This is a genomic window from Ruthenibacterium sp. (genome assembly GCF_017421385.1).
GTDB lineage: Bacteria > Bacillota > Clostridia > Oscillospirales > Ruminococcaceae > Ruthenibacterium > Ruthenibacterium lactatiformans.
Genome location: NZ_JAFOIN010000081.1, coordinates 78,177 through 104,855, shown reverse-complemented (window position 1 = coordinate 104,855; position 26,679 = coordinate 78,177). Strand labels below are relative to the sequence as shown.

Genomic DNA, 26,679 nt, shown 5'->3' with positions numbered 1-26,679 from the left:
GAAACGGTAACCGTCCGTTTCTAAGGGGATTATAATAAAAAAGACAAAAAATGCAATTCTCTGTATTTTTCACAGAGCCGAAACAACGCGGCAAAAACTTTTGATAAGGACACGGAAATGCATTACCTTGCAGAAAATACGAAAGCGGCAGTGCCGCTGGAGGAACAGCCGAATGCGCATGGGAGATAACCGCCCGCGCCGGGACAGACGCTGGTACTGTACGACGGCGGAACAGCGGTGGGCGGGACGTCCTTTTTTCACTGTCTGAAACAAAAAACGCACAGCGTACCGCCACCGGCACGCCGCACATTTTTTGTTGTACTGGTAAACAACGTCAGGGCACAGCGGCGTTCTGCGCGGGAAGGACAAAACAGTCTGCCCTCAAGCGGGCTTGCTTCAGCATCGTCAGCTGCTCTCCTGCTCTGTCTTCCTCCAGCTACACAATGTCCGCAGCATTTCTTCTATCTCCCGCCCTTTCTCTCCGAAAATGACTTTTCTGCGCTATTTTGGCGCAAACACATTGTGATATTTGCAATTCCAAATCGTATGCAATAAACCATTTACGTCATTCACCTGAATGGCCTTCCCTGTGTTTTTTAGTTCGTGCCGTCGGCGGGCCTCACTCCCTATCCTGTTACAGAGATTTTTCATTATCGGCATCAGCATTTTTGGACCGCTCGCCCAGCGAATGATTTTTTATAAAAAAACAGCCGCAGGAACGCCTGCAGCTGTGGACGGGAGCCTATTCTATTTGCAAAGCGGGCCCGGCGCTCAGCGTCCCACCTCGGAAAGACGAAGCTCCTTGTTGTGCTCCTCGGCCCAGGTGATGCTCCAGGCATTGGTAAACAGCAGCAGCTTGCGGCCCTTGAAATCCTCTACGCGGCGGGTATCACTGGTAAGATTCAGCGCCTTGGGGTCGCAGTCCTCGTTCTCGATCCACCGGATAAAGCTGTACGGCAGATTCTGCATGCGGATATCCACATTGTATTCGTTCTTAAGGCGGTACTCCAGCACCTCGAACTGCAGTACGCCCACCACGCCGACGATGACCTCTTCCATGCCGCCGCCCAGCTCCTTGAAGATCTGGATGGCGCCCTCCTGGGCAATTTGTTCCATACCCTTCACAAACTGCTTGCGCTTCATGGTGTCCACTTGGGAGACGCGGGAAAAATGCTCCGGCGCAAAGGTGGGAATACCTGCGAAAGCAAACGGCGTTTTGGCTGTGGTGAGCGTATCACCGATGGAAAAGATACCCGGGTCGAACACACCGATGATGTCGCCCGCATAAGCCTCCTCCACGATCTCGCGCTCGGAGGCCATAAGCTGCGTGCCCTGGGCCAGCTTTACCTTTTTGCCCCCCTGCACATGGAACACATCCATGCCGCGTTCAAACTTTCCGCTGCAGATGCGGATGAAGGCGATGCGGTCCCGGTGGGCCTTATTCATATTGGCCTGGATCTTGAACACGAATGCCGAAAAATCCTCCCGTCTGGGGTCGATGGGGCCGGCGGAGGAATCCCGCGGCAGGGGCGGGGGCGAAAGGCGCAGAAAATCCGCCAGGAACGGCTCCACCCCAAAGTTCGTGAGCGCCGAGCCAAAGAACACCGGCGTCAGCATGCCGTGGCGCACCTTGTCCAGATTGAATTCATAGGCCGCGCCGTCCAACAGCTCGATGTCCTCGCTGAGAGTGTCGTGCAGCGACTTCGTCAGCAGTTCGTCCAGGCCGGGGTCGCCCAGCTGCGCCTCGATCTTTTCGGCTTGCTGCTGGCCCACCTTGCCCGAATGCTGGAAAGCGAGGATCTCCTTTTTGTTGCGGTCATACACGCCCTTGAATTCCTTGCCTGAGCCGATGGGCCAGTTCATGGGATATGTTTCGATCCCCAGCACCTGTTCAATCTCCTCCAGAAGGTCGAAGGGATTCTGCGCGTCCCTGTCCATCTTGTTGATGAAAGTGAAAATGGGGATGCCGCGCATGGTACACACCTTGAACAGCTTTTTGGTCTGGTTCTCCACGCCCTTGGCCGCGTCGATGACCATGACCGCGCTGTCCGCCGCCATCAGCGTGCGGTAGGTATCCTCGGAAAAGTCCTGATGTCCCGGAGTGTCCAGGATGTTGACGCAATAACCGTTGTAGCGGAACTGCAGAACAGAGCTGGTCACCGAGATGCCGCGCTGCTTTTCGATCTCCATCCAATCCGACACAGCGGCGCGCGCGCCCTTTTTGCCTTTCACGATGCCCGCCTGCTGGATGGCGCCGCCGTACAAAAGCAGCTTTTCCGTCAGCGTCGTCTTGCCCGCGTCTGGGTGCGAAATGATCGCGAACGTGCGGCGCTTATCGATCTGTTCGATAAAGTTTTCCACAAAAATCCTCCAAACCCGATATCCATGTTGAAAATACAATTTATTGTATGATATTCCGCGCAAAAAAACAAGGCGGACGACCAAAAAAGCCGCATTTTTGCGGCGCTCGTGTCAAAGAGGTCACACGATGATGTTTTTGATGAGCAGCGACATGGAGCCGTCCGGGTTGCGGATGAACTCCAGGGCGCTCTCGTCCCGGTACACATTCACCGGTACCTTGATCTCAACGCCGCCCGCGCTGCGCAGGCTCTGCTTTTCCATACGGCGCACCGCCGGGGCCGAAAGGGGCAGCGGCTCGTCCAGCGTGATATCATGCTCGGCCAGAGCTTTGGTGAAAGCCTCCCGCGCGTGGGGCATATCGCCGTACAGCTTGTCGCAGATCGCCTGCACGGGAACGGGGTCCGGCTTGCCCGCCCTGGATTTTTCCTCCGCGCGGGCCGCATAAAATTCCTCGCACACAGCCATGGCGAGCTCCGGCTCGTCCACGCCGGTGTTCCCGTAGAACTGCTGGTTTACCTCACCCGCAACCGCCTGGATGGCCGAAAGCTTCTCCCGCGGGGACAACCCTGCCCGACAGCCTAGGATTCGGCTGCCCAGGTACGTTTGTTTGCGGCCGTCTATCTCGTACTTTTTTTCCAGCAGGCGCACGGCGTTAGTGCGCAGGTCCACAAAAAACGCCTCGTCCGCCTTACCGGACGTGCCCGGCAGCACCGTGCCCTGGCGCACTACCTCATTGACGGCGGGCCCGCCGTCCATACGGCAGTAATGCAGCCACCCGGGCTTGTAATTCAGCTTCAGCGCGGCCAGATATTCCGCACCGTCGATCTCCAGCAGAAGAAACGCCGCGTCTCCCGCGGGGATGGCCGGATTTTCCTGCATCACACGGAACCAGTCTCCGGCAATGACAGCCGTCTTTTTTTCAAAATCATCCTCGATGTTCCATAAGAGCGGCAGGAAGGGCGAATCGTCCGCCAGCGTGCAGGCCTTGGCCTCGTCGCTGGCAAAGCACTTGGCTGCGTGGCCGGCCAGATATTGCAGCGCGTCCTCGGAGGGCGGCAGGATGGCCTCGGATAAAATGGGCGCGTCCACGGCCGGGTCCAGCACGTGGAGGATGGCCTTGATGAGTTCGATGTTCATAGCTCTGTTCCTTTCCTTTTGGCAACCCTTTTATTATACTAAAAAATGCCGCGTATGAAAAGGTGCCTTCGTGCAGGAAAACATCTCTCAAGGTATCCGCCATGGGCTTTGGATAAGCCGTCCGGCCGCGAAGCGACGGCGGCAAATCTTCGCCGCCAGGGACATGCCCCGGCAATTTTGGATGCCCGGTGCGCGAAAAAACCCCGGCAATCCAAAGAGGATCGCCGGGGTTTTAAATACACCTGGCGCCAAGCCGTCGGGGGCAAAGCCGATACCTTCCTGCACCAGAGGTACATACAGTGACATTTGGGTCAAACCACAGGCGGACGCGTCACGCGGGACCTGTTCTTGAACCGACGTTCAGCCGTACAGTTCCTCCAAGACCGTTCCGCGGAATTCCAGAAATGCGGCGGCCTGGGTGCGCGCGCTTTCGTACGCGGCGGAAAGGCGGCGCTCCACGACAGCCATGTCGTCCGCGCTTTCCATGGGCAGCAGCAGCGCATACTGGCTGCGGCTGTATTTTGTAAAGGTGTCGCTTTTGCGCAGCGTGCCGGCGATCGCCAGTTTCAAATCGTCCATCGCCTCGGCCAGCGCTTCCCCCTCGGGTGCACGGCCGCCGTCCGGCCCCTGAACGGTGATGAGCATCAGCGCCACCACCTGCCGCGCGCGCTGCGCGGTACGGGCCACGATGGCGTACATGCGCTTGAACACCTCATAGTTGCAGTAAAACGCACCGCGGTCGCTGCGCTGGCTGCGCAGCGCGTCGGACAGCTCGTCCCGAATGGCCGCAAAATCCTGCTCGGTCTTATTCACAGCCTCGGCTGCCGCGGCGTAAATGGAGCCGATCTCCGCGCACAGCGGGCGTCCCATCTCCTCTTCAAAATAGCGCGCCGTCTTGTTGTAGGCGATCACAATGGCCCGCTGCATGTGCAGCGCGTCCAGCGCACGGAACGTCCACAGCGCGATATCCTCGTCCAGCGGGTCCGTCACAGATGCGCGGGAGGCAACGTCCAGCAGCTCGCCGTAGGCGTTCTCCCCGGCAAGGCAGGCGCACAGGGCGCGGGCGCTGACAAGATACCGGCGCGTAAAGCCCCGTGCCGCGCGCATCACCCACACCTCACCGGCCAGCTGGGGCAGCAGTTCTCCCCGGAACGCTCCCTCCGCTTTGCGCCAGGCTGCCATTTTTGCTTCGCTGCCGCCGGTGCAGCGCTCGGCCTTTTCGCACAGCTGTTCAAAGCGCTCGGTATCGACGCTCCACTTGATATGCCCGTTCAGGCAATAACCGCCCGCACGGAACAGGATGGGGCTTTCAGCGGGCTTGACCGGCCCGGCCAGCTCCCGCCGCAGCGCATAAACGGTATTTTTCAGCACGTTGGCCGGGTCCGCCAGCTCCTCGCCGCCCCACAGCTCCTGCAGCAGCACCGAGGACGGAGTGACATGCTCCCGGTTGAGCGCAAGGTAACAGAACAGCTGCCACGGCTTCGTCAGCTTGGCTGTGGCGTCCACCACGCAGCGCCCGTCGGCAACGACGGAAAAGTCTCCCAGCATTTTTATGGCGATCTTCTGGAGCATCGGGCCACCTCCGGCAAATTTCTATCCATTCTGATAGTACCGCATTTTCGTCAAAAGGTCAAACATTCTATGAAATTTTTACCGCTTTGACTTAAAATACGGCAAAACGCCCCGGCGGGGCTGCGCGGGGAAGCATGCTGCTCCTCCGCGCGCCCGTGCCGGGGCGCGTTTTCGGTTCGGTCTGCGCCGGGCATCAGCCCTCCGTACGCTGGGTGCTGCTTGCCTGCGGCGTGGATTCCTCCAGCGTGACGTTCGCTGTAACGATCTGCGTACCGCGCACCACCTGCACCTCGATGGTATCGCCCACCGCGTGTTCGCCGATGATGCCCGTGATATCGCTGGTGGAATTGACAGCCGTGCCGTCGATGCTCACAAAGCGGTCGCCGGGCTGCAGGCCGGCCTTGTCGGCCGCTCCGCCCTCATTGACGCTCTGCACATACACGCCCGCCTGGTTTACACCGTACTGGAACGCTGTCTGCGCGTCGTTGATGCTCAGCACCGTGACGCCCATGGCCGGGCGGCCGGTAACATATCCATTGTTGATAAGCTCCTCGGCCACCTGAATGGCCGTGTTGACAGGGATCGCGAAGCCCAGCCCTTCGGCATTCTGGCCGCTGGACTTGGCGTTGACGATGCCGATCAGCTCGCCGCGCTCGTTGAACAGGCCGCCGCCGGAATTGCCGGGGCTGACAGCCGCGTTCGTCTGCAGCAGGTTCATGGTCTGATTCTCCACGGTCACCTCACGGTCCAGCGCGGAGATGATGCCGTCCGTCACGGTTCCGCCCAACTCGCCCAACGGGTTGCCCACTGCCAGAGTGAATTCGCCTACCTGCAGACTGTCGGAATCGCCTACGACCGCCGGTGTAAGGCCCGTGGCTTCAATCTTCAGCACGGCAATATCCGTTTTGGAATCCGCGCCCACGACCGTAGCGGGATACTCGGTGCCGTCGCTCGTGCGCACCGTCACCTGGCTGGCGCCGCTCACCACATGGTTGTTCGTGATGATGTAGCCGTCCTCGGTGATGATGACGCCGCTGCCCGCACCGCTCTGGACGTACTGACCAAAGAACGCGTTGGTGGTAACGGCCTCGGTGGTCACCTCCACCACGCTGGGCCCTACCTTGCTGGCGATTTCTGTGACGGAAAGCGCGTCGGCTGTGTTGGCCGTGCCGCCCGCGGCGCTGCCTGTGCCGGACGAGACCGCGGGCGCCTGATAAATGACGGGGCCTGTGGAGCCGCCCTTGGCGAAGGTGTAGCCCAGATATCCGCCGCCGAAGCCCACGGCGCCGCAGAACACCACGGCGGCCGCTCCCGCGGCGACGCGCTTGCCCCAGCCGCGTTTTTTCTGTGCCGCATGGGGCGGCACCGGCGCGCCGCCCACACCCATTCCGGGCATTCCGGCGGGGCCGGGCGCGCCCTGCAAGGGCGATTCCGTCTCCGGTGCAGCCGTGTTCTGCGCATTTCTGCCGGGGTTGTTATTATTGTAAAGTTCGGAATAGTCGAATTCCCAATTGTTGTTCATAAGTCAACATCCTCCTTCTTTCCTGATGTTGCTTTCAGTATAGGCCATGGGTGTGAAAGAACTATCATACGGGTGTGAAAAAAAGGTGAAACCATGGGCGCGCGGCACAAAAAGGCCGCGGCGTCACACGGAACGCGCCGCCCGTTCACCAGGCCCGCTTTTCGATGCAAACGGGGATGGGCGGACAGCCCGGCCGGCCGGAAAAATCGCGCACAGACACGCGGTATCCTTCCGGCGGCAGACCCGTGAGAAACGCCAGCACCGCATCCTTTTCCGCCATGCCCTGCGGCCCGCCGTAATAGACGCATACCGTCATCACACCTCCCGGCCGCAGCAGTTCCAGCGCCGTGCGCATGGCCGGCACGCTCACGCCCGGCGTGGTGAACACTCCGTGGTCGCCGCCGGGCAGATAGCCCAGGTTGAATACCGCCGCGTCCACACTGCCCGGAGCCGCATAGGCAGCCAGGTTCGCGTGGCTGTCCAGCACCGCGCGGCCTACCTGTCCGCAGCCGTTCTCCCGCAGGCGGGCGTTGGTGTTCTCCACTGCCTGCGGCTGGACGTCAAAGGCCAGCACACGTCCGGCAGCGCCCACCAGACGGCACAGGAACAGTGTGTCATGGCCGTTGCCCGCCGTCGCGTCCAGCGCGAAAGCGCCGGGCCGCACATGCGTCCGCAGAAAGGCGTGGGCCACGGCCAGCGCGTTTTCGCCGTCGCCGTCCGGCGCGCCCCGCACCCATTTTTGGGGGAGGCTCAAAGGGCCGGCAGCAGCGCCGGCTTCCCGCGCGCGGGCGGGCTCTTCCCCTGCGGCGGGCAATGCCTGCTCCTGTGGGCGAAACCCGCACCGGCGCAGCAGCGCCTCCATCGCGGCATTGCCCGGCGGCGTTTGAGTATAAACCGGCCCCGGCCCGGCGGCGCGCAGCGCCCGGCGCAGCAGGAAGGTTCCATAGCCCCGTCCGCGCCATTCCGGCGCGACCGCGCAGCCGAAAATTTCCCCTGCCCGAAGTGTCAGCGCACCGATGACGGCCCCATTCTTTTCCAATACAAAAACACCCGCCTCCGGCGCGGCGCCCAGCGCATCCAGCGCGGGAGCGTCCCCGTGGCGGGCAGCGCGCACCTCCAGCATTCGGCACGCCTCCTTTTCTTTCGGGCTTGATACACATTTCTGTGTACGCAAAAAGCAGCGGCGCCTATCCCTGAAGCGGACGGGAAAAGGCGTGGCGTGTTTTTACAAAGCCCCGCTTTTCCAAAAATTCCTGGCTTTTCAGGTTGACGCGGGCGCAGGACGCCTGCACGGAAACACAGCCTGCGGCCTTGAACTGCGTGGTAAGCGAGACCAGCATGGCGCTGCCCACATTGCGGCCGCGCGCATCTTCCCGCACATAAAACTCATGGATGACGCCCACAGGCGCGCATTCCGAAAAAGGGAAACGCACTTCGGTGTCGGCAAAGCCCACCGCCTCCGGTCCCTCAAAGGCCAGCACGATGCGCCGCCCAGTCTGCTCCAGCGCTTGGGCCAGCGCCTGCGCGAACGCCTCTCTGGGCAGCTCGCGGCCCGCCGCCGTACACATCAGAGTATAAAATTTTTCCGCGTCGGGCGCGGAAAGGCTGCGCAGGATCATAAACGCAGACCCCCTTTTTCTGTTCGTTCCCGCGGCGCTGCCGCGCCGCCGTGCCCGCTGTGCCGGCGCGCGGGCCGCTCATGGAAAAAGCCCCGGCCTCCGCCGCAGGGACGCGCCCGGAGAAGCCGCACAGGCCCCCGGCAGCATTCCCCGGCAGGCAGCCGGAGCTGCGGTCAAAATGCCAGCATATGGCCGGTAAAGCCGTAAATGGCCAGAGCCAGGATGCCGATATACAGCAGCGTGATGGGCAGCCCGCGGAACGTGGCCGGCACCGCGTCGCTCTGCAGCTTGCGCTGCCCCTCCGTCACCACCTGCACCGCCAGCACATATCCCACGCCGCTGCCCAGTGCAAAGCCCATGGTCTGCACCAGGCTGAAGCTCTGGATGGTGCTGATGAACAGCGTGCCCAGAATACAGGTATTGAATGTGGCCATGGGCAGCACCGCCACAATCTCCCGCGCGCCGTGCAGGCGAAAAAACACCACCACGACCAGCAGTACGATAAAAAACGCGACCGTGCTGCACAGCACCATCACCAGCGGGCGGATATACATGCGGTATGGATACTGAGCCAGCCAGAGGTTGACAAAGTATCCAAGCGGTGCGCTGATGAGCTGGACAGCACACAGCAGCGCGCCGAACGTCAGGGAGTCCACAGTGGTGTCGTCCACCAGCTTGACAAGGCGGGATACGCCCAACGCGCGGGTAAACACCGCGTTCTGGGCAAACACCGCCATCACCGCGTAGGCAAAAAATACGCTCAGGGCCTTCAGCACTTCGATCATAGATGCTCCGCCCCCAGACTCATTTGTTGTTTTACGCTGGCAGCTGCGGCGCGCCACACGCACATGACCAGGGCCAGCAAGATAAAACCGCCGCTGGGCAGCTGCGCCATGGGGAAGAGCGCGTTTTTCATTACCTGCGTCCCCATCAGCGCGCCCGCGCCCAAAAATTCCCGCAGGCCGGAAATCAGCAGCAGCATCAGGATATAGCCCAGCGAGGTGATGATGCCCTTGCGCAGCGCCGTGCGCACACGCTCGCGCTGCGGCCTTTCATACCGTTTGAGTACGATGGGGTCCGCCACCAGCAAAGGCAGGTACAGGCCCAGCAGCGCCAGGTCCGACACCGGGTACAGCAGGCCCATCACATACCGCACGCCTACGAACACGGCCGCAGCTGTGAGCGCATAGGTGAGCCCGCGGAACCGGAAATACGCAAAGCGGCTGAGCAGCGCCGCCAGAACGCGCGTAGGTGTGAGCAGCAGCAGTACCGCCACCGAAAGCATCACACCGTTTTTCAGCGTGGTAGCCGCCACGATGAGCGGCGCGAGCCCAAGCCCCTGCATAATGACCGGGTTGTTGAGAAACACACGGTCGCGCCGGGCGCGCTTTTCCACATCCGCGCGGTGGGGACGCGGGGTCTCGCCGATAAATTCGCTCATGAGCGCACCTCCCTGCGGAAGATCTTCTGGGAGAACAGGCGGTCCAGGTAGCCGGCCAGTGCATTCACCGCCAGCACCGCAAAGCACACGCCCGTGTCATACGAGCCGAAATAACGGAACATCATTGTCATAAAGCCCAGGATCATGCCGTACACAAAATGCGCGCGGGTATTTTTCGGGCGCGTCACCGGCTCGTTCACCAGAAACACAGCCGCAAAAATAAGCGCGCCGGAGAGCATCTCGTATTTGAGCGAGAGCAGGCGGATGTCCAGATACTGCCAGGGCAGCTCCAGCCCCAGCGTGTTCACACGCGGGTAAAAAAACGCCACCAGCGCGCAGGAGAGCAGAAAACCGAAAGGGATGCCCAGCGTGATGTCCCGGCGCATCCACAGGTACATGGCGCACGCCACGAGGATGAGCACCGAAGTGGCGCCGATGGGCCCCGCATAATTGCCGAGGATGAGGTCGAACGTATCCACATTGGGCACGCCTCCGGCGCGCAGCGTGTGGGAAACGCTCTCCATCACGATGGCGCTGCCGGTGTCCAGCACGCTCATCGTGGTGAACGGCACGGGATACAAAAACACCTCGCCCGGCCAGCTGACGGCGGCGACGGCATAGCCGAAAGCCGCGGGGTTGAACGGGTAATGGCCGTACCCGCCGAAAGCGTGCTTGCCCAGCAGGATGGCCACCGCCACACTGACGACGACCACATAGTAATGCACGGTGGCGGGCAGCAGCAGGACCAGCACCAGCGCAGAGGGGATGCTGCTGTTTTCCGTTTTGTCGCAGGGACGGTGGCGCAGCCAGGCCACCAGATGGTCGCACAGCATGGCCGTGAAAGCCGCCGTCAGGCACAGCACCGCAGGGCGCGCGCCGTAAAAATAGGTCGACAGTGCCAGCAGCGGCAGCGTCATAAACACGATGTCCCGGTTCGCCTCATAGGCGCTGGGGGGCTGCAGGGGCAGCGCAGTCTCAGGGCTCATAAAAGTCGCCTCTTTTCGTTTTGGGTTAAACGGGGCCGCCGGCGGCCGCACGCAGGCTCCTTCCGGACGTCCGGCTTTCCGGGCCGGCCCGCACAAAGCCAGGCTTCCGCCTATACGCACGCGGCGCGGATGGCCGACATTGCGGCGGCGGGATCCTTTGCGCCGAACACGGCACTGCCCGCCACAAGCACGTTGGCCCCGGCAGCCGCACACAGCGGCGCGGTGGCTGCGTCAATGCCGCCGTCCACCTCGATGTCCGTCGAAAGTCCACGGCGCTGCGCCTCGGCGCGGATGGCCGCGATCTTTTCCACCGCCGCGGGCATGAACTTCTGCCCGCCGAAGCCCGGCTCCACGCTCATCACCAGCACCATCTCCAGCGCGTCCAGATAAGGGAAAACGGCCTCGGGCGGCGTGGCGGGTTTGATGCACAGCGCGGCCCTGCAGCCCTCGTCGTGGATGGCCTGGATGGTCTGTTCCACAGGGCTTTCGGCCTCTATGTGGAACGTCAGCAGGTTCGCCCCGGCGGCGCAGAACGGCTTTATATATTGCAGCGGGCGCCGGATCATCAGATGCACATCGTAAAAGGCCGGCACGCGCTTTGCCAAAGCAGCCAGAACCGGCACGCCCAGGCTGATGTTCGGCACGAACGCGCCGTCCATCACGTCTACATGCAGCATATCCGCACCCGCGGCCATCACGGCCTCACAGCTGCGGCCCAGCTCCGCAAAGTCCGCGGCCAGGATCGAAGGAGAAAGTTTGATCATACGGCACCTCGTCGGCCTGTCTTCCGCCCGGCCCTCGGACAGAGACAAAGCAATAAGTATTGATATTTTACCTCATTTCAGCCGAAAAAGCAAATGAGGCGGCGCAAACGGGCGATACTGCTTTATAAACGCCTGCCGGCACGGACGCCACAGGCGTCCGCGCCCTGCTCCTTCGCCTTGACAAGCCCCCGTTTGTGCATATAATAAAGTAGTATATATCTGCCCGGGTCACCGGGTTCAAAGGAGCCTTTTGATGCCTGTTTCCGAAACCATCCTGCCCGTGCTCATCGGCGCGGATATGAACTGCTACACGCTGGCGCGCGCTTTCCATGAGGCCTACGGCGTGCGTTCTTACGCCTTTGGCCGCTGGGCCATGGGCGATACCATGTATTCCCGCCTGGTCCGCTTCACCGCCGTGCCGGACATCGACAGCGCGGACACACTGCTGCGCACGGTAACGGATTTCGCCGCCGCACACGCGGACAAAACGCTCATCGTCATGGGTTGTACCGACGATTACGCCAGCCTGCTCATGGACGTCCGGGACAAGCTGCCCGCGAACTGCATCGCGCCTTACATCACGCCGGAGCTGCGGGACAAGCTGGTTTCCAAGGCGGATTTTTACGCTCTGTGCGACGAGTACGGCATCCCCTACCCCAAAACCTTCTGCGCCGAAGGCCCCATGGACGCCGCCGCCCTGTCGCCCGAAGCGCTGGGCTTCGCGTACCCTGTAATCGTAAAGCCCTCCAGCAGCATTTTGTACTGGAAGCACCCCTTCGACGGCATGAAGAAAGTGTATACCGCCGCCACGCCGGAGGAGGCCTCGGCCATTCTCGCGCAAATCTACGGCGCGGGCTACCCGGACATTGTCATTTTGCAGGACAGAATTCCCGGCGACGACAGCTTCATGCATGTGCTGACAGCCTACTGCGATAAAAACAACAGCGTGAAGATGATGTGCCTGGGCCATGTGGGCCTGGAGGAGCACACGCCCAAGGCGCTGGGCAATCACGCGGCCATCATCACCGAATACAATGAGCCGCTGATGACAAAACTGAAAGCGTTCCTGGAGGACGTCGGTTACACGGGTTTTGCCAATTTTGACATTAAATACGACAGCCGGGACGGCAGCTACCGCGTGTTTGAGATCAATCTCCGACAGGGCCGCAGCAATTATTACGTGACGGGTGCGGGGCTCAACATCGCCCGCTATGTGGTGGAAGACCGCGTGCTTGGCAGCGACCTCGGCCCCTGTGTGATGAATGAAAAAGAGACCTTCTGGCACAGCGTGCCCCGTGCCGTGGTGTACAAATACGTCAAAGACCCCGCCTTTGTGGAAAAGGCCCGCCGCCTTGTGCGCGAGGGCCGGGAGACCACCAGCTTTGGCTGCGGGTACGACCTGCGCTGGAATCCCAGACGCTTCGCCTATTATCTGGTGCACATGCAGCGCTATTTCAAGAAATTCAAGACCTATTACAAATAGAGCTGCGCTCCGGGCGCACCGCATGGGAAAGGAGGCTCCTGTATGGAACAGGCATTGCCCAAGGTGTTGGGCATCCTCGGCGGGCTTGGCCCTATGGCCACTGTTTATTTTTACGAGATGCTCACGCGCCATACCCAGGCCGCGCGCGACCAAGACCACATCGACGTCATCATCAACAGCCGCGCCACCACGCCGGACCGCACCAGCTATATTCTGGGCCAAAGCGCGGAGAACCCCTTCGACATCATGGCCGCGGACGCGGCGCGGCTTGTCACGTTCGGCGCGGATGTCATCGCCATCCCCTGCAACACCGCCCACTATTTTTACGACAGGCTCAACGAAACCATCCCCATCCCCATCCTGAACATGGTGGAGGAGACCGTGCTGGCCGCGAAGGCGGGCGGCAGCGCCCGTGTGGGCATCCTGGCCACCACAGGCACGGTGCGCACCCGCACCTACCAGCGCATGTGCGAAAAGCACGGCCTGCCCTGCGCCGTGCCGGACGATGCCGCGCAGGCTGCCGTGATGGATATTATTTACGGAGACATCAAGCAGGGCCGGCCCGCAAATATGGACGCGTTTGAGCGGGCCGCGGCCTCACTGCGCGCGCAAGGGTGCGACCGCGCCATCCTGGGCTGCACCGAGCTTTCGCTCATCAAACGCGACGAGGGGCTGGGCGCTTTTTATCTGGACTCCATGGAGGTGCTTGCCAGAAACGCGATCCTCGCGTTCGGCAAAACGCCCATCGGCTTCGACTGAAGCGCGGCCAACGCCGCCATTATTTGCACCGCGGCCCTGCTCCGCGGCAAACAGGAGGTAACACCTGAATGTGTGGATTTATCGGCTTTTCCGGCAATCTTGATAACAAAGAGGTAATCTTGCAGAAAATGATGGACCGTATCGTCCACCGCGGCCCGGACATGGGCGGCATGTACACAGACGATGGCATCGCGCTGGGGTTCCGGCGCCTGTCCATCCTGGACCTGTCCGACGCAGGCGCACAGCCCATGGCCAACGAGGACAAAAGCGTGGTCGTTGTATTCAACGGCGAGATCTACAATTTTATGGAGTTGAGGCGGGAGCTTGAGGCCAAAGGCCACACGTTCCACTGTGGCGCCGACACCGAGGTGCTTATCCACGGCTACGAGGAATACGGCACGGAGCTGATCTATCGCCTGCGCGGCATGTTTGCGTTCGTGCTGTGGGACGCCAAAAACAAGCGTATGTTCGGCGCGCGGGACATTTTCGGCATCAAGCCGTTTTACTATTACCCCGTCCCGGACGGCTCGGGGCTGGTGTTCGGCAGCGAAATCAAGGCCTTTCTCGAGCATCCCAAATTCGTCAAGGCCGTCAACGAGAATGCGCTGCGCCCCTATCTGACGCTGCAGTATTCCGCCACAGAGGAAACCTTCTTCAAGGGCGTGTACAAGCTGCCCGCGGCCCACTATTTTGTGTATGAGAACGGCAAGATGGACGTGCGCCGCTTCTGGGACTGCGAATTCGACCCGCAGCCGCAGAACTTTGAAGCCTGCGCGGACAAGCTGGACGAAGTGGTGCACGAATCCGTGGCCGCCCACCGCATTGCGGACGTAAAGGTCGGCTCTTTCCTCTCCGGCGGCGTGGATTCCAGCTACATTGCCGCTGTGCTGATGCCGGACACCACGTTCAGCGTGGGCTTTGATTACAACAAATTCAACGAGACGAACTACGCGGCCGAGCTTTCGGACAACCTTGGCATCCGCAACCGCCGCAAGCTCATCACGGCGGACGAATGCTTCGACGCTTTCCCGGACATCCAGTACCACATGGACGAGCCGCAGTCGAACCCGTCCAGCGTGCCGCTGTACTTCCTGGCGCAGCTGGCCCGGGAGGAAGTGACGGTGGTTCTCTCGGGCGAAGGCGCGGATGAGATCTTCGCCGGGTACGAGTGGTATGCCGACACGCCTGCCATGGAAAAATTTAAGCGTCTGCCGCTTGGCGTGCGCCGCGCGGCGGCGGCTGCCGCCAAAAAGCTGCCTTATTTCAAGGGCAAAAACTTCCTGCTCAAATGCTCCGAGCGCCCCGAGGACTACTTCTTCGGCCAGGCGCTTGTATTCCCGGAGGACGAGGCCAGCGCCGTGCTGCAGCCCGCTTACGACAACGGGCCGCTGGCTCATGAGCTGGCCGCGCCGTTCTACGCCCGTGTCAAAGGACAGGATGAAGTGACGAAGAAGCAGTATCTGGACATGAACATGTGGCTGCCCGGGGACATTCTGCTGAAAGCGGACAAAATGTGCATGGCCCACAGCCTGGAGCTGCGCGTGCCGTTCCTGGACAAAAAGGTGCTGGAATTCGCCGAAACGGTACCCGTGGATTACCGCATCCAGGGCACGGACACGAAGATCGTGATGCGCCACGCGGCCAATAAAACGCTGCCGGACGAGTGGGCAAACCGCCCGAAAAAGGGCTTCCCGGTGCCCATCCGCTACTGGCTGCGGGAGGAAAAATACTACAACATCGTGAAGGAATATTTCACCAGCGATTACGCAGCCGTATTCTTCAAGCCGGACGCGCTGATGAAGCTGCTGGACGACCATTTCCACGAGCGCGTCAACAACCAGCGCAAGATCTGGACGGTATTTACGTTTCTGGTTTGGTACAAGCGCTTCTTTGTGGATGAGAAATAACGCGGAAGCGAAAGCAAAAAGTTTCTGGCCCGAAGCGCCCGGCTTCTGGTGCGCGCGGCGGCGGGGCCAGCGTTCATTTTGCCGCTGTTTTCCGGCATGCCGCAGGCCGCCGGGCTCCACCGCCCTGCACGCTGGCTGTCGTGGGCGGCGCGGTCCGGATGCTGCTCGCAGGCTGGGCGCATATTTTGCCGCACGCGGCCGGGCATCTGCCCGGCGGGCTTTGCAGCGGCTGCCGCTTTGTGTCATGCCGGGCGGCGGAACCATCCGGATGCGCCGGGCAGGCAGACCGACGCGCGGCCGGTATGCGGCCTCGGGCACAGGCGGCCCGTGTCTCCCGCAAAAGGCGAAATACGGCGGACGCCTGCGCCGCCGAAACGCCGGGCGTTTAAGCGCCGCGGCATCTTCCGTTTTTCCGGCCGCCCGCGCGGCCCAAAATAAAAAGGGCGCGTTTCATTCGCGCGCCCCGAAAGGGACTGGTACCTATGGAAAATAAAAAGACCTTCTACATCACCACACCGATCTACTACCCCAGCGACAAGCTGCACATCGGCCACAGCTACACCACCGTCATCTGCGACGCCATCGCGCGGTATAAGCGCATGCAGGGCTATGATGTGATGTATCTGACGGGCACCGATGAGCACGGGCAGAAAATTGAGGACAAGGCCGCGGCCAAAGGTGTGACGCCGAAGGAATATGTGGATGAGATCGTCGCCGGCATCAAAGAGCTGTGGAAACTGATGGACATTTCCAACGACCGATTCATCCGCACCACCGACGATTACCATGTGGAGAGCTGCCAAAAAATTTTCACCCGGCTTTACGAGCAGGGCGATATCTACAAAGGCGTTTACAAAGGGCATTACTGTAAGCCTTGCGAAAGCTTCTGGACAGACAGCCAGCTTGTGGACGGCAAATGCCCGGACTGCGGCGGCCCCGTGTACGAGGCCGAGGAAGAAGCCTATTTCTTCAAAACCGGGAAATATGCGGACCGCCTGCTGAAGCTGTATGAAGAGCATCCGGATTTCATTCAGCCTGAAACGCGCAAAAACGAGATGATCGCTTTCATCAACCAGGGTCTGCAGGACACCTGCGTTTCCCGCACCAGCGTGAAGTGGGGCATTCCCGTCCCGTTCGACCCCAAGCACACCATGTACGTCTGGGTGGACGCGCTTTCCAACTACATCACGGCTCTGGGCTACGGCAATGAAACATATCACGATTACGACAAATTCTGGCCCGCGGACCTGCACATCGTGGGTAAGGAGATCCTGCGGTTCCACACCATCCTGTGGCCCGCCATGCTGATGGCGCTGGATCTTCCCCTGCCCAAGCGCGTGTTCGGCCACGGCTGGGTGCTGCTGGACGGCGGCAAGATGAGCAAATCCAAGGGCAATGTGGTGGACCCCGTGGTCCTGTGCGACCGCTACGGCGTGGACGCGCTGCGCTATTTCCTCCTGCGTGAGATCCCGTTCGGCAACGACGGTATCTTCTCCAATGAGGCGCTTATCAACCGTATCAACGCCGATCTCGCCAATGACCTGGGCAACCTGCTCTCCCGCAGTGTGGCGATGATCGAAAAATATTTCGGCGGCACTCTGCCCGCCCAGCGCAAAGCCGAGCCGCTGGATGACGAGCTGGCCGCCATGGTGGAGGCCCTGCCCGCGAAGGTAACGGCATGCATGGACGTTCTGCAGGTGCCGAACGCGCTGGCGGAGATTTTCAGGGTCATCCAGCGTGCCAACAAATACATTGACGAAACGGCGCCCTGGGTGCTGGCGAAGGACGAGGCCAACCTGCCCCGCCTTGCCGCAGTGCTGTACAATCTGTGCGAAGTACTGCGTGTGGCAGCCGTGCTGCTTACGCCGTTTTTGCCCAACACCACGCCCAAAATGGCGCAGCAGCTTGGGCTGACGGCCGAGAGCATGCGCTTTGAGACGCTGGGCCGGTTCGGCGGCCTGCCCGAGCCGTTTACCGTGCACAAGGGCGAGGCGCTGTTCCCCCGCATCGACGCCGCGAAGGAACTGGCGGAGCTGGCCGCCGCCCAGGAGGCCGCGAAGGCTGCCGCCGCGCCCGCTCCGGCTCCCGCAAAACCGGAGCCTGCGGCCGAGCCCATCCGGCACGAGCCGGAGGTGGATTTTGAAACATTCTGCCGTGTGGAAATGCTGGTGGGCCAGGTGACGGCCTGCGAAAACATGAAAGAAAGCAAAAAGCTACTCAAGCTGACGGTGTTCGACGGCGAACGTGAACGCACCATCCTTTCCGGCATCGCCAAATGGTACAAGCCGGAGGATCTGGCCGGAAAAAAAGTGGGCATCGTGGCCAACCTTGCGCCGCGCCCCATGATGGGCGGCAAATACGTTTCCGAGGGAATGGTGATGGCCGCAGACACTGCCGACGGCGGTGCGTCCGTGGTGTTCTTCCCCGACGACGTACCCACGGGCATGCGCATCCATTAACTTTCTTTGAAAAGAAAGTCCGCAAAGAAACTTTAAACGGGTTTCAGAATACACATGCGCCCCGGAGGCTTCCGGGGCGTTTTTGAACGGAGGGATACCATGATATTCGATACCCATGCACATTACACGAGCCACCGGTTCGACGGGCACCGGGACGAAGTGCTGGACAGTCTGCCCGCACAGGGCGTATGCGGCGTGGTGGAATGCGGAGTAGACCTTGCCACCAGCCGCGCCGCTCTGGCGCTGGCTGAAACGCGGCCCTGGGTCTGGGCCGCTGCCGGCGTCCATCCGGAGAGCCTCATCGAGGACGACGCCTCCACGGTATATGAATTCCATGGCGACTGGCGCGCCGAGCTGGCGGCCATTGAACCGTTGTACGGCGATCCCCGGGTCGTGGCGGTTGGAGAATGCGGGCTGGATCACCATTGGCCCGTGCCGGAGGACGCCCAGCTGGCGCTGTTTGAAGCAGAGCTCGCCGCAGCAAAGGAGCACAGCCTGCCCATTCTTGTGCATGACCGCGAAGCCCATGCCGAAACCTACGCGCTTTTGAAAAGGTACCGGCCCAGGGGCATTCTGCACGCATTTTCCGGCAGCGCCGACGACGCGCTGTGGATCGCCCGGCAGGGCATGCTGCTGGGCTTCGGAGGAGCGCTTACATTTAAAAATGCGCGCCGCGCCGTGGAGGCGGTGGCTGCGCTCAGCCTGGAAAATATCGTGCTGGAAACGGACTGCCCCTACATGGCGCCGGAACCGTTCCGGGGAAAAGAATGCCATTCGGGCATGATCCGCTTCACCGCCCAGAAAGTGGCGGACATCAAGCAGGTGCCTTTGGAGGAAGTGCTGCGTATAACAGAACAGAACGCCCGCGCGCTGCTGGGCGTATAAACGGCCCCGCACACCGGTCTGCCGCTCAAAAGCAGAAAGCTCCCGCCTTACCATCTTGAAAACGGTAAGGCGGGAGCTTATTTTCACAATGCCGGCCGCGGGGCACTCATCCTTCGAGGACCCGCGCCTTTTCCCATTTATGGCCCAGAAAACGCACGCCGAACACCAGTGAACGCACGGCCCAGTCGATCTGCATGGCCGTCCAGACGCCGAACAAGCCCATGCCCAGCCACGCGCCCAGCACATAGGACATGCCGATGCGGAACACCCACATGGACACCATGCTCGTCACCATCGTGAACCTGGCGTCGCCCGCCGCGCGCAGCGCGTTGGGTAGTGTGAACGAGGACGGCCAGATAAGCACCGTCACAACGCAGTTCACCTGCAGCACAGAAAGCGCAAGGTCCGTGGTCGTCTGCGGCATGGCGTAAAAGCCCACCAGGTACGGCGCCAGCAGGAACAGCGCGATATTCAGCAGGCCCATGCTCACATAGGCCGCCGCCAAAAGGGTTTTCGTATAATGCCGCGCCTGCTGATAGTCTTTTGCGCCCACGCACTGGCCCACCACAGTGATCATCGCCAGGCCGATGGCCGAGCCGGGAATGTTGGACATAGAACCGACATTGTTGCAGATGGCATTGGCCGCGATAGCCGACGTGCCGAAGGTGGTGATGAGCCCCGCCACCAGTAGCTTACCGATCTGGAACATGCCGTTTTCCAGCCCGTTTGGCACGCCCACGCGCAGGATGCTTTTGAGGATGCCGCCGTTCCATTCCGGGTGGAACAGGCGCTCCAGAAAGATGGGGTTGTCCCGGTTGCGCAGCAGCAGCATCATCATCAGGCCCGCCACTGTGCGGGATGCCAGCGTGGCTGTGGCCGCGCCCGCCACGCCCCAGTTCAGACCATAGATGAGCAGCGCGTTGCCGCCGATGTTGATAACGTTCATGATAAGAGATGCGAACAGCGAAATGCGGCTGTTGCCCATGCTGCGGAACAGCGCCGCCCCCGCGTTGTACAGCGCCAGCATCGGGTATGACAGCGCCGAAAGCCAGAAATATGTCTCGGCGGCCTGCATTACGTCCGGCTCCACATTGCCGAACACCAGTCGAAGGATGTGCCGGTTGAGCACCAGCACCAGCGCGCCGATGGCAACCGCCATGCCGAAGGTGGCGTATACCAGCTGCTTGGCGGAGCGGCAGGCATTTTCCCTGTCCCGCCGGCCCAGATACTGGCTTGCCACCACGGCGCCGCCCGTGGCCAGCGCGGCAAATATCTGAATGAGCAGGACGTTCACCTGGTCCACAAGAGAAATGCCCGAGACCGCCGCCTCGCCCACCGTGGAGACCATCACCGTATCGGCCATACCCACCGTCACAAGCAAAAGCTGCTCCAGCACCAAAGGCAGGATCAGCCTCCAAAGCGCCTGACGCGTAAACATCAGCGGGCGCGCGAATGTTTTTTGTGCCATAGTTTCCCCTTTTTGTGCGCCGCGGGCAGCGCCGCCGTCCCCGGAGAGACCGCCGGATGTCCGCTTCATTTAAAACAGCCGCAGGCCTTTTTCGGCCATGCTTTCTTTCCCTCGGGCCGCGGGCGGTGATTGTAAAGCCCGTGTAAACCCATGTCCTCTATTTTGCACCCGGCGCGCAAAAATTGCAAGCGCGCAAACAGCTGTCTGCAGTGTTTTTTGATTGCGAAGCTTGCGGAAAACACCGCGCACTTTCGCGCAAAAAATGCGCGCACCCAAAAGGTGCGCGCGAAAAGAACTTATTTGCCGAATACGTCCAGGCTTGCGGTCTTGCCCGGATAAATGCCCATCGGCTCGTAGTGCACGGTGGCCACGCTGACGATATGCGTGCTCTGCTCGGCATTGAAATCGTCCAGATACGGCTGGTGCTGGAAGTAGTTGGCGTCCAGCGAGCCGTCTTCCACACCGGTGTTGGGCATGACGTAATCGTCAAATTCCACAATGTCCAGCTCCACATTGTGCTCGGCCAGGAGGGGCTTCACATGCTCCAGGATTTCCGCGTGAGGGCTGGGCGACGCGCCCACCTTCAGCGTCACAGGCTCCGCAATCTCGGGAATATCCAGCTCCTGTGCGCCCATGGGCATCACAACGCCGTTGTAGCTCTCCTCAATCCATGCCTGCACGTCCCCGCTCATCAGCACGGCCACCAGAGCCTGCACGGCGGGGTCGTTTTCCCGGCCTTCCTTCACCGCAACGACATTGCCGTAGGTCTGCGCCGCCACGGATTCCGCGTCCTCTGTCGTGAGCACCTTATCCCCAATGCCCGCGCCGGAGGCGTAGTTGCCGTTGATGACGGCGAAATCCAAGTCCGGCAGGCTGGCGGGCAGGTTTGCCGCCTCCATCGCCTTGATGGTGACATTGTGCGGATTTTCAACGATGTCCTGTTCGGTTGCCTCCAGGCCCACGCCCTCCTTCAGCGTAAGGATGCCCAGGTCCTGCAGCAGGAGCAGGGCGCGGCCGCCATTGGTGGCGTCCGCCGGGATGCCGATCTGATAGCCGGCGCCGCCGGAGCAGGCCGCCAGGCTCAGCGCCAGTACCAGCGCCAATACCAATGCCAAAAATTTTTTCATAACAAACTTCCTTCCCTCAACTGTTTTTCCAATATATCTCAAACCGCCGCAAACGGCGTGTTTGCCGAAGCCGGAGGCGCCCTGTTCAGCGCGTGCGCTTGTCCGCTTTGCGGGCGGCAAGATCAAAAATGATCTGGATGACGCACACCAGCAGGATCAGCAGCAGCACGGTGGCGTACATGACGGGTTTCTGGTACCGCTGATAGCCGAAGCGGAACGCCAGGTTGCCCAGGCCCCCCGCGCCCACGCTGCCGGTGATGGCCGTATAGCCCAAAATGGTGATAAGGCTGATGGACAGCCCCCGCAGCAGGCTGGGCACGCTTTCCACCAGCAGCACCCGCGTGACGATCTGCCACCTGGTGGCGCCCATGCACTGGGCAGCTTCGATGACGCCTGTGTCGATTTCCTCCAGGCTCTGCTCCACCATGCGCGCAATGAACGGGGCGGCCGAAAGCGTGAGCGGCACCAGCGCTGCCGTGGCGCCGATGGACGTACCCACCAGCAGCCGTGTAAACGGAATGATGAAAAACATCAAAATGATGAACGGCAGGCTGCGCAGAAGGTTCACCAGCCATCCGAACACCGCGTTGAAACGCGGCGCAGGGGCCACCCCGCCCGCCTTCGTCACTGTGAGCAGCACGCCCATGGGCAGGCCCAGCACATATGCAAACAGCGTGGCAAACAGCGTCATATATAAGGTTTCCAGCGTGCCCTCCCACAGCAGCGCGCCGTATTCGTTGAAAAACTCCGCCATTGTATTTACTCCTCTCTGCCCAGCAGCAGCTTTGTCACAGCGCTGCGCGGGCTGCCGAACACATCCGCCACCGCGCCAGACTCTGCCAGACGCCCCTCACTGATGACGGCCACATGGGAACAGATGGCCTGTACCACCGAAAGCTCGTGGGTGATGATGATGATGGTGACGCCCAGCTTTTTGTTGATATCCGTCAGCAGGGCCAGCATGGACTTCGTCGTAAGCGGGTCCAACGCACTGGTGGGCTCATCACACAGCAGCATCTCGGGCTGTGTGGCCAGCGCGCGGGCGATGGCCACGCGCTGCTTTTGCCCGCCGGAAAGCTGGGCCGGGTACGCGCCCGCGCGGTCCTCCAGGCCGACAATGGCCAAAAGCTCCGCCACCCGGGCCTGCACCGCCGCCCTGTCGTATCCCTTCTCCAGCCGGAGGGGGAAGGCAACGTTTTCGGCCACGGTCTTCTGCATCAGCAGATTGTAACCCTGGAACACCACGCCCATGCCCCGGCGCGCCGCGCGCAGCTGCGCGCCGGAAAGGGAAGCGATGTCCTGCCCGGCGAGCATGATCTGCCCGGAGGTGGGGCGCTCCAGCAGCGTCAAACAGCGCAGCAGCGTGGATTTTCCCGCGCCCGACATGCCGATGATGCCGTAGATGTCTCCTTTGCCGATCTCCAGGTTCACATCCTCCAGCGCCGTCACGCGCGGGCCCTTCCCCTCAAAGATCTTCGTCAGATGCGATATCGTGATCAAAACCGATTCTCCTTTTCTTTTCCCCTGTGCACCGCTCTGCGGCGGAGCAAACAAAAAGCCCGTCCCCGGAACTTACGTTCCAAGGACGGGCAGAAATGCTCGCGGTACCACCTTGTTTCGCTCTTTCCTCACGGAAAAAGCCTCAGCCGCTGCGCCCGCGGATGAAACGGGTTACAGCGCGGCACTGTAACGGGTGCGCCCGTCATGCGCTTGCCAAGGGCTCGCGCACGCAACTCAGAGGCCATGTTCAGCTATGCCCGCTTTGCTCCCTTCCACCGACCGGGAACTCTCTGAAAAAGCCTGCGCAGCTTACTCTTCTCGTCATCGTTTTTTGCGTATATTCCATATTATACACAAGTTTTCGCGGCTGTCAAGCAAATTTTTCTGCCGCGGTCAGGCCAGCAGCCCTGCGCCGCGCTCCCGCCAGCGGCCCGTTCGGTAACGCAAAAACGAGATAAGGTAATTGGCCGCCCAGCCCACAGGCACCGCATACCATACCATCCGGATGCCCAGCCGGGGCGCCAGCACTGCCGCCAGAACCACGCGCAGCGTCAGGTTGACAAGATTTGCTGCGGTAAACGCGCCCATGTCTCCCGCGCCGCGCAGCACGCCGTCCGTGGCCATTTTCAGGCCGATGAGGATATAGAACCACCCCAGGAAACGAATGCAGGACGTTCCGGTCTCCAGCGCGAGGCGTGAGCTTTCCGCGTTGAGGAACAGCGCAATGAGCTGCTGCGAAAAGCACTGAAGCGCCGCGAAGATCACCAGCGCGAACGCGGCCAAAATGCCATAGCACGCCCGGTATCCCCTGCGCACACGGCTGTACTCCCCCGCGCCGATGTTCTGCGCGGTGTAGGAAGACATCGCGTTGCCCACCGCCGCCATGGGCACGGTGCAGATGCTCTCGATACGCATGGCCGCGGAATAACCCGCCAGCGTCTCGGCGCCGAAGCTGTTCACCACGGACTGTACCAGCATCATGCCGATGGACACCGTGGATTGCTGAAAAACGGACGGCAGCGCCACGCGGGCCATGTTTTTCAGTTCCCGCACATCGAAGCACACGGCCGACGGGGCATCGTAGGCCCGCAGCTCCCGCGCAAACAACAGGAAAGCAGCCACGGCGGATACTCCCTGGGCAATGAGCGTTGCCCATGCGACGCCCGCCACGCCCATCTTCAGCGTCAGCACCAGATACAGGTCCAGCCCCACATTCAGCACCGAAGAAAAAATCAACAGGTACAGCGGCACTTTGGAACGCCCCAGCGCGTTAAACATGGCTGAGAGCACATTGTACATAAACAAAAAGGGCAGGCCCAGAAAATAAATATTGAGATAGACCGCCGCATCGTCCAGAATGGACGCGGGCGTACGCAGCCATGCCATGATCTGCCCGCTGAAGGCAAGCCCGAACCCGCCCAGCAGCAGGCTCACGGCCAGAAATGTGAACAGCGCCGTGGAGATAAAGCGCTTCATCCTGTGATAGTCCCGCCGCCCGAAGGCTTGGCTGGTGAGAACGGACGCGCCCACCCCGCCGCCGATGGCGATGGAGATGAACACATTCGTCAGAGCATAGGAAGCCCCCACGGCCGCCAACGCGCTTTCACCCACAGCCTGGCCCACAATAACAGAATCCGTCATCGTGTAAAGCTGCTGGAACAGATTGCCGATGATCATAGGCGTTGAAAACGCGAGCAGCGCCTTTGCCGGGGCCTGCCGGATCAGATATTCCTTTTCCACTTTGACATGCTTTCCCTTCTGTGCCGGATGCCGCGCACCGCTATTCCAGCGGCACGTCGATCTTCCGGCCCCGGAAGTAGGCCTCCCTGTCCTGCGGGCCGATGGGGCGCAGCACACGGCAGGGGCAGCCCACGGCTACCACGCCCGCCGGGATGTCCTTCGTCACCACGCTGCCCGCGCCGATGACCGTGTCATCCCCGATGGTCACGCCCGGCAGGATGACCGCGCCCGCGCCCACCCACACGTTGCTGCCGATGCGGACGTCGGCGTTGTACTGTATGGCCTGACGGCGCAGGCCCGGCTCAATGGGATGCCCCGCCGTGGCCACCGTGACATTGGGGCCGAACATCACACAGTCGCCCACATAAATATGGGCGTCGTCCACCAGCGTCAGGTTGAAGTTTGCGTACACCCCGCTGCCGAAATGCACATGGCGGCCGCCCCAGTTGGCGTGCAGCGGCGGCTCGATATAACAGTTTTCACCGATCTGGGCGAACATTTCCCGCAGCAGGGCGGCGCGCCTTTCCTGCTCGTGAGGGCGCGTGGCGTTGTAATCATACTGCTTCTCCAGACAGTCCATCTGTTCGGCCATGATAGCCTCGTCCCCCGGCAGATAAAGCCGGCCTTCCTCCATACGCCTGCGCGCTTCCTGTGAATCCATCGCAACAGCCATTGCTTTTTCCTCCGTTTCCCATTGCCGCGCTAGCTCCAGCTTGCGCGCCCGCGGCAGTGCCTTGACAGCGGCTTCCCGCCGCAGAGCGGCGCTTTTGTCCGTACACTGCTCCGCATATACCAGACGCACGGGCGCGCGTCCCCTGGTATACTTCGCGCCGCGCCCGCTTTGGTGGGCGGCAAGGCGCCTGGCCAGATCGTTCGTCCAGCCTGTGTACAGGCTGCCGTCGCCGCACTCCAGCATGTACACCCAATCCATTATCCGTTCAGCTCCATCGCGGCCTCACACGCGGCCACAGCGTCCTCCTCCGTGCCCGCAGTGACAAGGAACCGCCCCGCGTGGCAGAACCGCAGGGTCTCGATGCCCGAAAGACCGGGCAGCTCCTGCTCCGACGCACCCGCCCAGTGCGCGGGGAACGGCACCTTCAGCGCGGGCGAGCCAAAGGACGCGGGCACAGCCTGCGCCGCCCAGCCGCCCCGCTGGGACGGATATACCACAAAACGCGCCTTGCTGGGAATGAGCTGCTGCTTCCACGGCGCGAAGCGGGAGAGCCGCACGATGCGCCGCTTCATGCGGCCCAGCGCCTCGTTCACCTCGGCGGCGGCGCGCTGCACGCTGCGGATGGCCTCCAGCTTGTGAGCCAGCATATCCTGCGCCAGCGCCACGGCCTGTGCAAAGCAGTCGTCCGGACGGTCCTCGCCATCCCACCGGGGATTGTACGCGGCGATGATATTGGCCAGCTGGTTGCCGCAGCCCGTATTATCGTCCAGATCCAGCGGCTGTACAAAGCTCTCGTCAAAGCGGCCCGCGTCCACGGGGCCGACAAGCTGCGGCCCCAGCTCCCGCCACAGCAGGCCGAAAGCCGCATAGGGCACACCGTTCTCCCGCACAGGGCTGTTTTTGGCATGATGATCGAACGGGCCGTCCCCAATGTCGAATACCAGCCCTGCAAAGCCTTGAGGCACCGCAAAGCCGCGCTGTATGGCAATGTTGGGGTTGCATATCTTCAAAAGCGCCGCGCTGAACACATCGTCGGCGTGAAATTTTCCGCCGTGGGTAAATGCGGTATCGGGTATCTGCAAAATATCGTCTCCTTTAAAGTGCCATAAAATCAAATCTACTCCCATAGCATAACATATGGGGGGCGTGTTTGGTAGCCGTTTTTTCACAGGAGGGCGAAAAACGCGGCTCCGGCTGTCTGCACGGGATACGATTTGGATACACAAAATGGGTATGCTATGGTATAGTAAAGGCAGTATTTTGTTTTATTTTGCCG

At 61.3% G+C, this 26,679-nt stretch carries 22 protein-coding genes, 1 pseudogene and 1 other annotated feature; of the genes and pseudogenes, 5 read left to right on the top strand and 18 right to left on the bottom strand.

Annotated elements, in window-relative coordinates; genetic code table 11:
* Positions 1-771 precede the first annotated feature (771 nt).
* From IIY41_RS09570 to rpe, 10 genes are all read right to left on the bottom strand, one after another.
* Positions 772-2,361, bottom strand: a complete 1,590-nt coding sequence (locus IIY41_RS09570) for a peptide chain release factor 3 (protein WP_050005177.1) — start codon at positions 2,359-2,361, stop codon at positions 772-774.
* Between the two features lie 120 nt (positions 2,362-2,481).
* Positions 2,482-3,498: a nucleoid-associated protein gene (locus IIY41_RS09565; protein ID WP_055080234.1), complete on the bottom strand. Its 1,017-nt coding sequence runs from the start codon at positions 3,496-3,498 to the stop codon at positions 2,482-2,484.
* A gap of 360 nt (positions 3,499-3,858) precedes the next feature.
* Complete coding sequence (locus IIY41_RS09560; RefSeq protein ID WP_119980538.1) at positions 3,859-5,070, bottom strand: AfsR/SARP family transcriptional regulator; 1,212 nt, start codon at positions 5,068-5,070, stop codon at positions 3,859-3,861.
* Positions 5,071-5,263: 193 nt separating this feature from the next.
* The gene (locus IIY41_RS09555) at positions 5,264-6,592 is read right to left on the bottom strand and encodes a S1C family serine protease (RefSeq protein ID WP_154522235.1); all 1,329 of its coding nucleotides are present in this window, start codon (positions 6,590-6,592) and stop codon (positions 5,264-5,266) included.
* 145 nt (positions 6,593-6,737) lie between these two features.
* Positions 6,738-7,715 (bottom strand): tRNA 5-(aminomethyl)-2-thiouridylate-methyltransferase MnmM, encoded by a 978-nt coding sequence (gene mnmM / locus IIY41_RS09550; protein ID WP_082052173.1) that lies wholly within the window; start codon positions 7,713-7,715, stop codon positions 6,738-6,740.
* A 64-nt stretch (positions 7,716-7,779) separates the two neighbouring features.
* Complete coding sequence (locus tag IIY41_RS09545) at positions 7,780-8,211, bottom strand: GNAT family N-acetyltransferase (RefSeq protein ID WP_009323963.1); 432 nt, start codon at positions 8,209-8,211, stop codon at positions 7,780-7,782.
* Positions 8,212-8,384: 173 nt separating this feature from the next.
* Positions 8,385-8,996 carry an Rnf-Nqr domain containing protein gene (locus IIY41_RS09540; protein WP_009323962.1) on the bottom strand — a complete coding sequence of 204 codons (612 nt, stop codon included), beginning with the start codon at positions 8,994-8,996 and terminating at the stop codon, positions 8,385-8,387.
* Positions 8,993-9,652 carry an Rnf-Nqr domain containing protein gene (locus IIY41_RS09535; RefSeq protein ID WP_009323960.1) on the bottom strand — a complete coding sequence of 220 codons (660 nt, stop codon included), beginning with the start codon at positions 9,650-9,652 and terminating at the stop codon, positions 8,993-8,995. Before IIY41_RS09535 ends, IIY41_RS09540 begins: the two co-directional genes overlap by 4 nt.
* A complete protein-coding gene (locus IIY41_RS09530) occupies positions 9,649-10,638 on the bottom strand; it encodes an RnfABCDGE type electron transport complex subunit D (protein ID WP_154522232.1) in 990 nt (329 codons plus the stop codon). Before IIY41_RS09530 ends, IIY41_RS09535 begins: the two co-directional genes overlap by 4 nt.
* 110 nt (positions 10,639-10,748) lie before the next feature.
* Positions 10,749-11,402 carry a ribulose-phosphate 3-epimerase gene (gene rpe, locus IIY41_RS09525; RefSeq protein ID WP_050005174.1) on the bottom strand — a complete coding sequence of 218 codons (654 nt, stop codon included), beginning with the start codon at positions 11,400-11,402 and terminating at the stop codon, positions 10,749-10,751.
* A gap of 253 nt (positions 11,403-11,655) precedes the next feature.
* Here rpe and IIY41_RS09520 point away from each other — a divergent pair, with 253 nt between their 5' ends.
* The 5 genes from IIY41_RS09520 (at position 11,656) to IIY41_RS09500 (ending at position 18,895) form a co-directional block, all read left to right on the top strand.
* Complete coding sequence (locus IIY41_RS09520; RefSeq protein ID WP_205457071.1) at positions 11,656-12,885, top strand: carboxylate--amine ligase; 1,230 nt, start codon at positions 11,656-11,658, stop codon at positions 12,883-12,885.
* A 42-nt stretch (positions 12,886-12,927) separates the two neighbouring features.
* The gene (cuyB, locus tag IIY41_RS09515; RefSeq protein WP_050005172.1) at positions 12,928-13,644 is read left to right on the top strand and encodes a cysteate racemase; all 717 of its coding nucleotides are present in this window, start codon (positions 12,928-12,930) and stop codon (positions 13,642-13,644) included.
* A 68-nt stretch (positions 13,645-13,712) separates the two neighbouring features.
* Complete coding sequence (asnB, locus tag IIY41_RS09510) at positions 13,713-15,551, top strand: asparagine synthase (glutamine-hydrolyzing) (protein WP_256290982.1); 1,839 nt, start codon at positions 13,713-13,715, stop codon at positions 15,549-15,551.
* 482 nt (positions 15,552-16,033) lie between these two features.
* The gene (gene metG / locus IIY41_RS09505) at positions 16,034-18,010 is read left to right on the top strand and encodes a methionine--tRNA ligase (protein WP_009323948.1); all 1,977 of its coding nucleotides are present in this window, start codon (positions 16,034-16,036) and stop codon (positions 18,008-18,010) included.
* 99 nt (positions 18,011-18,109) lie between these two features.
* Positions 18,110-18,895, top strand: a complete 786-nt coding sequence (locus IIY41_RS09500; RefSeq protein WP_287400499.1) for a TatD family hydrolase — start codon at positions 18,110-18,112, stop codon at positions 18,893-18,895.
* A gap of 106 nt (positions 18,896-19,001) precedes the next feature.
* Here the strand turns inward: IIY41_RS09500 and IIY41_RS09495 are convergent, their stop codons facing one another.
* The 8 genes and pseudogenes from IIY41_RS09495 to IIY41_RS09460 all read right to left on the bottom strand — a co-directional run bounded on the left by IIY41_RS09495 (position 19,002) and on the right by IIY41_RS09460 (position 26,485).
* On the bottom strand, positions 19,002-20,363 hold the full coding sequence (locus IIY41_RS09495; RefSeq protein WP_050005214.1) for an MATE family efflux transporter: 1,362 nt from the start codon (positions 20,361-20,363) through the stop codon (positions 19,002-19,004).
* Between the two features lie 296 nt (positions 20,364-20,659).
* Positions 20,660-21,490 carry a MetQ/NlpA family ABC transporter substrate-binding protein gene (locus tag IIY41_RS09490; protein ID WP_055080242.1) on the bottom strand — a complete coding sequence of 277 codons (831 nt, stop codon included), beginning with the start codon at positions 21,488-21,490 and terminating at the stop codon, positions 20,660-20,662.
* 85 nt (positions 21,491-21,575) lie between these two features.
* Complete coding sequence (locus tag IIY41_RS09485; RefSeq protein ID WP_009323940.1) at positions 21,576-22,244, bottom strand: methionine ABC transporter permease; 669 nt, start codon at positions 22,242-22,244, stop codon at positions 21,576-21,578.
* Between the two features lie 5 nt (positions 22,245-22,249).
* The gene (locus tag IIY41_RS09480; RefSeq protein WP_009323938.1) at positions 22,250-22,990 is read right to left on the bottom strand and encodes a methionine ABC transporter ATP-binding protein; all 741 of its coding nucleotides are present in this window, start codon (positions 22,988-22,990) and stop codon (positions 22,250-22,252) included.
* 78 nt (positions 22,991-23,068) lie between these two features.
* Positions 23,069-23,324, bottom strand: a binding site (T-box leader).
* Positions 23,325-23,383: 59 nt separating this feature from the next.
* On the bottom strand, positions 23,384-24,730 hold the full coding sequence (locus tag IIY41_RS09475) for an MATE family efflux transporter (protein WP_058723490.1): 1,347 nt from the start codon (positions 24,728-24,730) through the stop codon (positions 23,384-23,386).
* 40 nt (positions 24,731-24,770) lie between these two features.
* Positions 24,771-25,391 (bottom strand): sugar O-acetyltransferase, encoded by a 621-nt coding sequence (locus IIY41_RS09470; protein ID WP_349190060.1) that lies wholly within the window; start codon positions 25,389-25,391, stop codon positions 24,771-24,773.
* A gap of 66 nt (positions 25,392-25,457) precedes the next feature.
* A pseudogene (locus tag IIY41_RS09465) lies at positions 25,458-25,646 on the bottom strand (GIY-YIG nuclease family protein); the annotation flags it as partial.
* 14 nt (positions 25,647-25,660) lie between these two features.
* On the bottom strand, positions 25,661-26,485 hold the full coding sequence (locus IIY41_RS09460; RefSeq protein ID WP_009323926.1) for an MYG1 family protein: 825 nt from the start codon (positions 26,483-26,485) through the stop codon (positions 25,661-25,663).
* Positions 26,486-26,679: the final 194 nt, after the last annotated feature.

Coding starts and splice junctions, on each gene's coding strand:
- IIY41_RS09560 (WP_119980538.1), bottom strand. CDS start 5,070: ATGCTCCAGAAGATCGCCATAAAAATGCTGGGAGACTTTTCCGTCGTT.
- IIY41_RS09485 (WP_009323940.1), bottom strand. CDS start 22,244: ATGGCGGAGTTTTTCAACGAATACGGCGCGCTGCTGTGGGAGGGCACG.
- IIY41_RS09565 (WP_055080234.1), bottom strand. CDS start 3,498: ATGAACATCGAACTCATCAAGGCCATCCTCCACGTGCTGGACCCGGCC.
- IIY41_RS09500 (WP_287400499.1), top strand. CDS start 18,110: ATGATATTCGATACCCATGCACATTACACGAGCCACCGGTTCGACGGG.
- cuyB (WP_050005172.1), top strand. CDS start 12,928: ATGGAACAGGCATTGCCCAAGGTGTTGGGCATCCTCGGCGGGCTTGGC.
- IIY41_RS09490 (WP_055080242.1), bottom strand. CDS start 21,490: ATGAAAAAATTTTTGGCATTGGTATTGGCGCTGGTACTGGCGCTGAGC.
- IIY41_RS09545 (WP_009323963.1), bottom strand. CDS start 8,211: ATGATCCTGCGCAGCCTTTCCGCGCCCGACGCGGAAAAATTTTATACT.
- IIY41_RS09540 (WP_009323962.1), bottom strand. CDS start 8,996: ATGATCGAAGTGCTGAAGGCCCTGAGCGTATTTTTTGCCTACGCGGTG.
- metG (WP_009323948.1), top strand. CDS start 16,034: ATGGAAAATAAAAAGACCTTCTACATCACCACACCGATCTACTACCCC.
- IIY41_RS09520 (WP_205457071.1), top strand. CDS start 11,656: ATGCCTGTTTCCGAAACCATCCTGCCCGTGCTCATCGGCGCGGATATG.
- IIY41_RS09530 (WP_154522232.1), bottom strand. CDS start 10,638: ATGAGCCCTGAGACTGCGCTGCCCCTGCAGCCCCCCAGCGCCTATGAG.
- rpe (WP_050005174.1), bottom strand. CDS start 11,402: ATGATCAAACTTTCTCCTTCGATCCTGGCCGCGGACTTTGCGGAGCTG.
- IIY41_RS09470 (WP_349190060.1), bottom strand. CDS start 25,391: ATGGATTCACAGGAAGCGCGCAGGCGTATGGAGGAAGGCCGGCTTTAT.
- IIY41_RS09555 (WP_154522235.1), bottom strand. CDS start 6,592: ATGAACAACAATTGGGAATTCGACTATTCCGAACTTTACAATAATAAC.
- IIY41_RS09495 (WP_050005214.1), bottom strand. CDS start 20,363: ATGGCACAAAAAACATTCGCGCGCCCGCTGATGTTTACGCGTCAGGCG.
- asnB (WP_256290982.1), top strand. CDS start 13,713: ATGTGTGGATTTATCGGCTTTTCCGGCAATCTTGATAACAAAGAGGTA.
- mnmM (WP_082052173.1), bottom strand. CDS start 7,715: ATGCTGGAGGTGCGCGCTGCCCGCCACGGGGACGCTCCCGCGCTGGAT.
- IIY41_RS09535 (WP_009323960.1), bottom strand. CDS start 9,652: ATGAGCGAATTTATCGGCGAGACCCCGCGTCCCCACCGCGCGGATGTG.